The sequence below is a fragment of the Jiella pacifica genome (assembly GCF_010500815.1).
In the GTDB taxonomy this organism is placed as follows: Bacteria; Pseudomonadota; Alphaproteobacteria; order Rhizobiales; family Rhizobiaceae; genus Jiella; species Jiella pacifica.
In genome coordinates this window covers 592,715-602,258 of sequence record NZ_JAAAMG010000001.1, presented here as the reverse complement: position 1 = coordinate 602,258, position 9,544 = coordinate 592,715, and the positions used below count along the sequence as shown (strand labels likewise).

Below are 9,544 nucleotides of genomic sequence, written 5' to 3'. Positions count from 1 at the left end.
CAGGCCGATCTCGACGCCTGGCTCGTCCACTACAACACCGAACGCCCGCACCTCGGCTACCGCAACATGGGCCGTAGGCCAGTCGAAACCGTCATGTCATTCGTCAGTCAAGAAGCTTAAGTGGACAGATGGATCGCTACGGCCATCTATTCAAATCGGACGACCACCGGATGGCGATGGATCGCATCGCAACCGGTCTGCTATGATTTACATGGCACATGTATGGCACATGTAGACTTGAAAGGCCTGAAGAGTAGGGCCATGAGAGCCGAAATACGCAGGCTCATAACCTGAAGGTCAGAGGTTCAAATCCTCTCCCCGCAACCATCCGGTTCGAAGAAGCCTCGCCAGAAATGGCGGGGCTTCTTCGTTTTCTTGGTGGTTGGTCGCTTCGAGCTGTGGACGCCCCGCAGATGTTCCACAGGCCCGGTCTCCTGCCGACGATCGCTCATCAATGAGATCGCGCGGCTTCGCGATCACAGGCCCTTTCCCTTTTGCTCAAAAATTGCTTGAGTCCATTCAACAGGCAGTTTGAGTTTCATCAACACCCGGGGGATCGGTGTCATGTTCCGCGCCATCAGCAATCTTGCGGCTCTGCGGTTTGGCCGCACGGACGTTCAGAACCACGTCATCGACGAACTCCTGGCCGGCCGGCTGGATCGCCGGTCGTTCCTGCGCCACGGTAGCCGCGTCGGCCTTTCGATGGCGCTCATGGTGGCGGCGATGAAGACCGCCGGCCTGTCGACGATCGGCAGCGCCCTCGCCCAGTCCGGCACTCCCGGCGGCACCATCCGCATCGCCCTGATTGCCCCCTCCGGCATCATCGACCCGGTGACGGTGGCCGATCAGTACGGCCTCCTCGTCCTGCAGCAGGTCGGCGACTTCCTGGTGATGGACGGGCCGGACCTCGTCCTGCAGCCGATGCTGGCCACCGAGTGGTCGCCCAACGAGGACGGCACCGTCTGGACTTTCAAGCTGCGCGAGGGCGTCAAGTTCCACGACGGCCGCACCATGACGGCGGACGACGTCGTCGCCTCGATCGAACGCCTCGCCGACCCGCAGAACGGCTCCAACGCGCTTTCGGCCTTCAAGGGCGTCCTGTCGAAGGGCGGCACGAAGAAGGTCGACGACCTGACGGTGGCTTTCCATCTCGACGCGCCGAACGGCAACTTCCCCTATTACCTCTCCTCCGACAACTACAACGCCATCATCCTTCCGGCCGACTACAGCGGCAATTTCGAGGCGGAGATGAACGCCACCGGGCCGTTCAAGCTCGAGCGCTATACGCCGAAAGTGGGCGCGACCTTCGTCAAGAATCCCGACTACTGGGGCGGCGAGCCGAAGCTCGACCGGGTCGAGATGAGCTTTTACGCCGACCAGCAGCCGCAGGTGCTGGCGCTGCTCGGCGGCCAGGTCGACGTGGTCCAGCAGGTGACCGTGCAGGGCTCGCAGAGCCTGTTCAACAATCCGGCGGTGAAGATCCTCGAGCTGCGCTCGAACGCCCATCGCCAGATCCACATGAAGACCCAGTCCGGCCCCTTCGCCGACAAGCGGGTGCGCCAGGCGATGGCGCTGACGCTGGATCGTCCGCGGCTGATCCAGGGCCTGTTCCGCGGCATGGCCGACATCGGCAATGATTCGCCCTTCGCGCCGGTCTTCCCCTCCACCGACCCGACGGTCGAGCAGCGGGCGAAGAACATCGAGAAGGCCAAGCAGCTGATGGCCGAGGCCGGCACCTCAGGCTTCGATACGACCTTCACCACCATGTCGATCCAGGAGCTGCCGGCGCTGGCCAGCCTGATCAAGAATGCCGCCGCGGAGATCGGCATCAACGTCAATCTGAAGATCGAGGATCCGGGCGCCTATTACGGCAGCGCGGTTCCCGGCAAGTCGGATTGGCTGGATTCCGAATTCGGCATGACCGACTACGGCCATCGCGGCATCCCGAACGTCTTCCTCACCGCACCCTTGAAGAGCGACGGCACCTGGAATTCCGCCAACTTCCAGAACGCCGAATACGACAAGCTGGTCGAGACCTACGTCGCCGCCCTCGATCTCGACGCGCAGAAGGACGCCGCCGGCAAGATCCAGCGCCTGCTGCTCGACGAGACGCCGATCATCTTCCCGTATTTCTACAACTGGCTGACGGCGACGGCGCCGAACGTCGCCGGCGTCCAGCCGACGGCGATGGGTCAGCTCTTCCTGCAGAACGCGACCGTCGGCTGACGGTCGTGGGATCGCCGTTCGGGCGCTTCCTGCTGCGCCGGCTGGGGCTCAGCCTCCTCACCTTGTGGCTGGTCAGCGTCGTGGTGTTCCTCGGCGCGCAGGTCCTGCCGGGCGATCCCGGGCGGGCCGTCCTCGGGCCACTCGCCGATGCACGGGCGGTTGCCGCGCTCAACAAGGAGCTCGGCGCCGACCGGCCGCCGGTGGAGGTGTATTTCTCCTGGGTCGGCGGCATGCTGCAGGGCGATCTCGGCCAGTCCTATGCCTACCGGGCTCCCGTCGCGCCCTTCGTCGGCGATGCGCTGCTCAAATCGCTGAAGCTCGTCGGCGTGATTTTCCTGATCGTCGTCCCCCTCGGCGTCGGAGCGGGGGTGATCGCGGCGCTGAACGCCGGCAAGCCGATCGACCGGATCCTTTCGGTGACCAGCCTGTCGCTGACGGTCATTCCGGAGTTCGTCTCGGCGATCGCGCTGATCCTGGTCTTCGCGGTGATCCTCAGATGGCTGCCGCTTTCGGCCAGCTGGCCGACCGGCGCCGGCCCGCTCACCCAGCTCCAACATCTGATCCTGCCCGCTCTGCCGCTGGTCATCGTCCTCTTCGGCTACATTGCCCGGATGGCGCGAGCCGGCACGATTGAGGCGCTGTCTTCCGACTACACCCGCACCGCCATCCTCAAGGGCCTGCCCTGGCGCACGGTGCTGACCCGGCACGTGCTTCGCAACGCCCTCGTTCCGACCATCACCGTCATCGCCGCCCAGACCGGCTATGCGCTCGGCGGCCTCGTCGTGGTCGAGACGCTGTTCCGCTACCAGGGAATCGGCAATCTCGTCCTTTCCGCCGCCAAGGCCAAGGATTTCGCCATGCTCCAGGCCGGCATTCTGACGATCGGCGCCTTCTTCATCGTGGCGACGCTGATCGCCGACTGCATCACCGTCATGCTCAATCCCCGCCTGCGCGCGGAGCTCGGCCGATGAGCGCAACGGCAGAGACGACCGCAGCCGAAGCCGAGCCGGCTCCCGCGCCGAAGAAGGAGCGGACGACGCTCGGCGTCCTGTTGCGCAGCCCGGCCTTCCTCGTCGGCGCGGTCATCGTTCTCTTCTGGGCCTTCTGCGCCGCCTTCGCGCCGTACTTCGTGCCCTATGATCCGCTGGCCGACGACCTCCTCAACACCTTGGCGCCGCCGTCGGCCGAGCACTGGTTCGGCACCGACCAGATCGGCCGCGACGTCTTCTCCCGCGTTCTCGTCGGCGCCAGGGACATCCTGACCATCGCCCCCCTCGCCACACTCCTCGGCACCACCGTCGGCACGGCGGTCGGCCTCGTCATGGGATATTTCGGCGGCTGGGTGGACGCGATCGTCGGCCGGCTCATCGAGGTGCTGCTGTCGCTGCCGCTGATCATCGTCGCCTTGATGGTGCTCGTCGCCCTCGGCCCGTCGACACCGACGGTCATCGTCGTCGTCGGCCTCGTCTTCACCCCGCTCGTGGCCCGCACGGTGCGCGCCGCCGTCCTCTCCGAGCGCCATCTCGACTATGTGCCGGCCGCGGCCGTGAGAGGCGAAGGCGCGCTGCACATCATGTTCGTGGAAATCCTGCCGAACATCTGGCCGCCGATCATCGTCGAGGCGACGGTGCGGCTCGGCTATGCGATCTTCACCATCGCCTCGCTGTCATTTCTCGGCTTCGGCGTCCAGCCGCCCTCGCCCGACTGGGGCCTTGCGATCGCCGAGAACTATGGCGTCCTCGTCGGTGGTTTCTGGTGGACCGTCGTGCCCGCCACCGTCGCGACGGCCTCTCTCGTCGTGGGTGTCAATCTCGTCGCCGAGGGCCTGCAGCGGGCAGTCGCCGAATGAGCATGACAGACACGAAGACCCACAGCCCGGCCCTGGAGCTTGAAGACCTCTCCGTCGCCTACACCGTCCGCGGCCGCGACCTGCCCGTCCTGTCGAATGTCAGCCTGACGATCCAGCGCGGCGAAGCCTACGGCCTCGTCGGCGAGAGCGGCTCCGGCAAGTCGACCGTGGCGCTGGCGCTGCAGCGCGTCCTGCCGTCAAACGGGCGCATATCCTCCGGCCATGCCCGCGTCGCCGGCAAGGACGTCGCCGAGCTCGGCGCCACGGAACTCAGGCGCATGCGCGCCAAGGACGTCGCCATGGTCTTCCAGGATCCCGGCAAGGCGCTGAACCCCTCACTCACCGTCGGCCGCCAGATGGCCGAAGTGTTCGAGATCCTCGGATCGTCCGGCAGCGAAGCCAAGAGGCGCGGCGAGGAGATGCTCGGCCGCGTGCGCATTTCCGATCCCGCCCGGGTCATGGCGAGCTTCCCGCATCAGCTCTCGGGCGGCATGCAGCAGCGCGTGGTCATCGCCATGGCGCTGGCGAAGGATCCGGCGCTCCTGATTCTCGACGAGCCGACCACCGGCCTCGACGCCACCATCGAGGCCGAAGTGCTCGACCTCGTCGACACGCTGCGCCAGGAATTCGGCGCCGCCGTCCTGTTCATCAGCCACAACCTCGCGGCCGTCGCCTCGCTGTGCAACCGGGTCGGCGTGCTCTATGCCGGCAAGCTGGTCGAGGAAGGTCCGGCGCGAGAACTCTTCAACGACCCGCGCCATCCTTATACCGCCGGCCTGCTGCGATGCCTGCCGCGCGCCGGTTTCAAGGGCGGCGCGGCGCTCGACAACATTCCCGGCTTTCCGCCGCCGCCGGGTTCGATCACACAGGGCTGCGTCTTCGCCCCGCGCTGCGGCCTCGTTCAGGAGCGCTGCCGCGTCGACGAGCCGCCGCTCTACGACGTCGGGACCGGCCGTGGCAGCCGCTGCCACTTCCACGACAAGGTGGACGACCTGCCGCGGATGAGCGAGGCGCCGCCGGTGAACACGCCGGAGCGCGGGCCGAACGTCGAGCCGGTGCTGAAGCTCAAACATCTCTCCAAGACCTACGAGCTGCCTGGGAACCGCAAGGTCCAGGCTCTGCGCGACGTCACGCTGACGCTCGATCCAGGCGAAACGCTCGGCCTCGTCGGCGAGAGCGGCTCCGGCAAGTCGACCCTCGCCAATCTCGTCCTCGGCCTCGCCGAGCATGACGACGGCGGCAGGATCAGTATCGACGGGACCGAGGTTCCGGCCAGCGTCCACCAGCGCCCGCGCGAGGCGATCAAGGCGATCCAGATCATCTTCCAGAACCCGGATTCGGCGCTCAACCGCGCCCATACGGTGAAACACCTCATCGGCCGCGCCGTCGAGAAGCTCGCCGGCATCGTCGGGAGCGAGCGCGAAAGCCGGATCCGACAGTTGCTCGAGGCCGTCCGCCTGACCCCGCGCCAGCTGCCGGCCAAGCCCCGCCAGCTCTCCGGCGGCATGAAGCAGCGCGTCGCCGTCGCCAGAGCCTTCGCCGCCGATCCCCGCGTCATCGTCTGCGACGAGCCGACCTCGGCCCTCGACGTCTCGGTGCAGTCGGCGATCCTCAACCTTCTGTCCGAGCTCCAGGCCGAGCGCCAGGTGAGCTACATCCTGATCTCCCACGATCTCGGCGTCGTGCGGCATCTGTCGGACCGGATCGCGGTGATGTATCTCGGCCGGCTGATGGAGATCGGCCCGGCGCGCTCGGTGATCGAGGGCCCGCACCACCCCTATACCGAGGCGCTCCTCTCCGCTGCCCCGACCGTCACCGGCGAACGCGGCGAGCGAATCCGCCTCGAGGGGCAGATTCCAAGCCCGATCGACCCGCCCACCGGCTGCGTCTTCAACACCCGCTGCCCGCGCAAGTTCGCCAAGATCTGCGAGACGGAGGAGCCGCCATTCGCGCTCGACGACGAGGGCCATGCCATCCGCTGCCACCTGCCGCGGGAAAAGCTCGGGCGGGGGCGGAGGATGGAAGGTGTGGACGTGGTCGAGGCTGGGGCTTGAGCTCCCGCACGTGTCCGACGGGGTGTCGCTGACAATCGGCGACTGCAGGGGACGCGGTTGCCGCCGGGATTCGCCGGCCGCGACCTTACCGTAAAACCGGATACTCCGCCGCAATCGCCTCCTGCTCGTAGCCCAGCACCACCGCAAAATCGTCCACGCACACCGGCTCCACTCCCTTCAGCCCCAGCGCCTCCACCGCCCCGACCAGTTGCGGATCGGCGGTCGCCTCTTCCACCGCCGACAGAAGCATTGCGATCTCACCCGCCGAGGCGCCCGCCCGCGTCACGAACGGCAACGAGGGACTTTTCGCCGTCTCGGCGATCACCCGGACGCCTTCGACCAATTCCGGCCGGTGCCTGTGGGCCAGTCCGAATGTGACGCAATCGATCGCCGCAACGTCGGCTCTGCCGCTGGCGACATGGTCGATGCTGGCTAGATGGCCGCCCGTGGTGACGACGTCTGCGAAAAACCGCCCGCCCTCGGCGAAAGGCGCGACGGCATGCCGAAACAAATTCATGCCGGAATTGGAATCCGGCCCGTTGATCGCGGCGCGCCGGCCGCGCAGGTCGGCCAGCGTTTCGAACGAGGAGGCCCTTAGTACCACGATGACGCTGCAATGGGTCGCCCCCGAGCAGCCCGACCAGGAATAGACCGGCGCGGCGAACGGCGTGACGACATCGTTGAGCGCCGTCATCAGCGGATAGCCGCAGGTCTGGGCGAAAAGCAGCGCCGGGTCCCGCCAGACCGTAGCGAGAGACCGTGTCCGTTCGAGACTTTCCGCCACACCGTCCATCCCGATTGCCCGCAGCCGCGAGGCAAGGCCGGCCCACAGTGCGTCATTCGCATGAAGCAGCCACGGCATGTCGTACATTCCGAGGCTGGCGATGCGGGTCATGGGCGATATCTCGCTGCAGTCCATCCGGCCATGCGTTCGCCTCCGCCGCGAGCCGTAGGCCAGTCCGAGCCCCTCCTCCGGCCCAGGTCAGGCAGCCGCTTCGCCACCCGTTCCCGTCCCATCCGGCGCCCGCCCGAGCGGATGAGCCGGCCGGTCATGGGGCGCCACGAAGAAGCGGCGGAAGACGTCCTTGTAGCCGTCATAGAGCAGGCCGCCATTGGCGCCGAGCAGCAGCGCGCGGTTGTCATGATACCAGGCCGGCAGGCGGTACCAGGGCAACGTCGGATGCGCATGGTGCGCGGCGTGGAGATTGTTGTTGAGAAACAGCAGCCCCAGCAGCGGCGCGCCTTCGACGATCGCGGTGCGCTTTTCGACGCTACCCTCGGCCTTGTGCTCGGCGAAGGATCGGATCAAGAGCAGCGCCGTGCCGGGATAGACGAAGATCGCCAGATATTCCAGCACACCGATGCCGCAGACGCTCCACAGCCAGGTCAGCACCACGGCACAGCCGAGAAGATGCCGCGCCCAGATGCCGGCAGCAGCCTTGTCGCCGCCACGGATCGCTTTGGCCTCCGACCACAGGAAGCGGGTGATCGACCATGCCGGACCGACGATCAGCCGACCGGCGAGGCAGGTCTGCGCTTCGACGAGGCCGCGGGCCAGCGGGCTCAGCTTTGCCCAGTCCGCCTCGGTCCAGTAGTAGGATTCCGGGTCGTCGAGCGGATCGGTCAGCCGTTCGTCCCGGTGGTGGCAGAGATGCATGGCCCGGTAGCGCGTGAACGGGATCCAGAGCGCCAGCGGCACGAAGCCGAGCGCCCGGTTCACGCCTCGCCAGCGGGTCGGATGGCCGTGGATGATCTCGTGCTGCAACGACCCGTGCCAGGCGATTATCCAGGCCGCCGCAGGTATCAGCAGCACCAGCGGGATCAGGTGGTGGAAGAAGGTCAGCCCGCCCCATGCACCATAGATGACGAGCGCCAGGATCAGGGTCGGCCATTCGACGGCCGAACGGTTGCAAACAGGATTTGCTGAGATTCGAGGCGCTGGGGTCATGCGCCCAGGATTCGTGCAAATCAGGTGCGATGACAATGCCTGACTTCACCAAGCCGTGATGAGAGTTGTCGCACTTCACGCCCGGCTAGTGATATTCGTCAACCTTTGTGATTTTAAGCAACGGATTTGCGCGGCGGCCGCTCGCCGCCGCCATCTCGAATTTGCCCGGCTCTCTTGCGTACCGTCACCGCCGAGCGATCCGTCACCCCAGCGCCCGTGCCTCTTCCAAGCCCATTCGGCCGGCCGTCAGGCGCACCGCGTCCTCGTCCGACATCTCGCCGGCGATCGCCGCGGCGACCCCGTCGCCGATCAGCGGGCCGAGCTTGAAGCCGTGGCCGGAACAGGCGCTGACCACCCAGGTCTTCGCGCCCCAGGGCTTCACCTGGAATTCCTCGCTGGCATCGCGGGTGACCGTGTAGAAGCAGATCTTCCGCTCCAGAACCTGGTAGCGCTCGAAATCGCGATAGGCGAGCCGGGCTGCCTTGTTCAGCCGGGCGACGTCCGCGTCGGTGGCGATGCGGTCGCCGTCGGCGTCGCCCGAGCGGGTGAAGACGTGGTCGCCGACCTTCAGCCGAGTCCCCATTCTCGGCGGCAGCGTATAGGTGCCGCTCTCGGTCCCGAGATCGATTAGCACCGGCGCGACCTTCCAGGCTTCGACATATTCCGCCGGCGGGCTGAGATACATCACCGCCTGGCGGGACGGGACGACGGCGCCCGCCACCTCAGGCGTCAGCTTGTTGACCCAGGCGCCGGCGGCGATGACGATCCGGTCGGCGCGATGGGTCTCGCCATTGGCGACCAGCGTGCCGGCCTCGGGATCGACCTCGCTAACCCGCGCGTCGGCATGAAACGTCACGCCCTGATTGCCGAGCCACACCGTCAGGTCGGTGAGGATGCGGATCGGGAACAGCATGCCGCCTTCGTCCGTCTCGACGCAACGCGCCAGGCTTCTGGTCTCGATCATCGGGAAGCGATCCGGCACCTCGGCCAGCGGGATGTCCCGGTAGCCCTTGCCCAGCGCCGTCAGCGAGCGCGAGACCGGCTCGTACCAGTCGACGTCGTTGCGCAGAAAGTAGAACACGCTGCCCGGCGAGAAGTGCCGCGCGCCGATGTCCTGGAACAGCTGCTCGTAGAGCCGGAATGCCCGCGGCATCAGATAAGCGTAGCCTTCGAGCGTGCCGTACGCGTGGCGGGTGATGCGGTGCTCGTCATAGGAGGAGGCGCGCGGATTGGGGATCGGCCCCTGCTCGAACACCTCCACCGTGTAGCCACGGCGCGTCAGCGCCCAGGCGGTGGAGAGGCCGGCAATGCCGGCACCGACGACGATGATCTTACCGCGGGAGTTTGACATGGAATCGGAGGCTTTCTGCAGGGGCGCAATGAGGCGGATGGAGGCATATTTTCAGTTTGCATGCGTGGAGGACAGAGAACGAGCCAGAAGGAGCGCTTCCATCGACGTCTCGTCAT

At 66.6% G+C, this 9,544-nt stretch carries 7 protein-coding genes and 1 pseudogene; 5 read left to right on the top strand and 3 right to left on the bottom strand.

Annotation, left to right across the window (positions count from 1 at the left end):
* From GTK09_RS02775 to GTK09_RS02755, 5 genes and pseudogenes are all read left to right on the top strand, one after another.
* Positions 1 to 120, top strand: a pseudogene (locus tag GTK09_RS02775) (IS481 family transposase); the annotation flags it as partial.
* A gap of 444 nt (positions 121 to 564) precedes the next feature.
* On the top strand, positions 565 to 2,226 hold the full coding sequence (locus GTK09_RS02770; RefSeq protein ID WP_163460923.1) for an ABC transporter substrate-binding protein: 1,662 nt from the start codon (positions 565 to 567) through the stop codon (positions 2,224 to 2,226).
* A gap of 5 nt (positions 2,227 to 2,231) precedes the next feature.
* Positions 2,232 to 3,197 carry an ABC transporter permease gene (locus GTK09_RS02765; RefSeq protein WP_312869573.1) on the top strand — a complete coding sequence of 322 codons (966 nt, stop codon included), beginning with the start codon at positions 2,232 to 2,234 and terminating at the stop codon, positions 3,195 to 3,197.
* Complete coding sequence (locus GTK09_RS02760) at positions 3,194 to 4,075, top strand: ABC transporter permease (RefSeq protein ID WP_163460922.1); 882 nt, start codon at positions 3,194 to 3,196, stop codon at positions 4,073 to 4,075. The genes GTK09_RS02765 and GTK09_RS02760 overlap by 4 nt, the downstream gene beginning before the upstream one ends.
* A 2-nt stretch (positions 4,076 to 4,077) precedes the next feature.
* Positions 4,078 to 6,129 (top strand): ABC transporter ATP-binding protein, encoded by a 2,052-nt coding sequence (locus GTK09_RS02755; protein WP_163460921.1) that lies wholly within the window; start codon positions 4,078 to 4,080, stop codon positions 6,127 to 6,129.
* A gap of 85 nt (positions 6,130 to 6,214) precedes the next feature.
* Here GTK09_RS02755 and GTK09_RS27730 read toward each other — a convergent pair whose 3' ends face one another.
* The 3 genes from GTK09_RS27730 to GTK09_RS02740 all read right to left on the bottom strand — a co-directional run bounded on the left by GTK09_RS27730 (position 6,215) and on the right by GTK09_RS02740 (position 9,428).
* Positions 6,215 to 7,024 (bottom strand): phosphate/phosphite/phosphonate ABC transporter substrate-binding protein, encoded by an 810-nt coding sequence (locus tag GTK09_RS27730; protein ID WP_163460920.1) that lies wholly within the window; start codon positions 7,022 to 7,024, stop codon positions 6,215 to 6,217.
* A gap of 87 nt (positions 7,025 to 7,111) precedes the next feature.
* On the bottom strand, positions 7,112 to 8,077 hold the full coding sequence (locus GTK09_RS02745; protein ID WP_163460919.1) for a fatty acid desaturase: 966 nt from the start codon (positions 8,075 to 8,077) through the stop codon (positions 7,112 to 7,114).
* Positions 8,078 to 8,279: 202 nt separating this feature from the next.
* Positions 8,280 to 9,428 carry an NAD(P)/FAD-dependent oxidoreductase gene (locus GTK09_RS02740; protein ID WP_163460918.1) on the bottom strand — a complete coding sequence of 383 codons (1,149 nt, stop codon included), beginning with the start codon at positions 9,426 to 9,428 and terminating at the stop codon, positions 8,280 to 8,282.
* Between the last annotated feature and the right edge of the window lie 116 nt (positions 9,429 to 9,544).

Coding starts and splice junctions, on each gene's coding strand:
- GTK09_RS02770 (WP_163460923.1), top strand. CDS start 565: ATGTTCCGCGCCATCAGCAATCTTGCGGCTCTGCGGTTTGGCCGCACG.
- GTK09_RS02760 (WP_163460922.1), top strand. CDS start 3,194: ATGAGCGCAACGGCAGAGACGACCGCAGCCGAAGCCGAGCCGGCTCCC.
- GTK09_RS02755 (WP_163460921.1), top strand. CDS start 4,078: ATGACAGACACGAAGACCCACAGCCCGGCCCTGGAGCTTGAAGACCTC.
- GTK09_RS27730 (WP_163460920.1), bottom strand. CDS start 7,024: ATGACCCGCATCGCCAGCCTCGGAATGTACGACATGCCGTGGCTGCTT.
- GTK09_RS02745 (WP_163460919.1), bottom strand. CDS start 8,077: ATGACCCCAGCGCCTCGAATCTCAGCAAATCCTGTTTGCAACCGTTCG.
- GTK09_RS02740 (WP_163460918.1), bottom strand. CDS start 9,428: ATGTCAAACTCCCGCGGTAAGATCATCGTCGTCGGTGCCGGCATTGCC.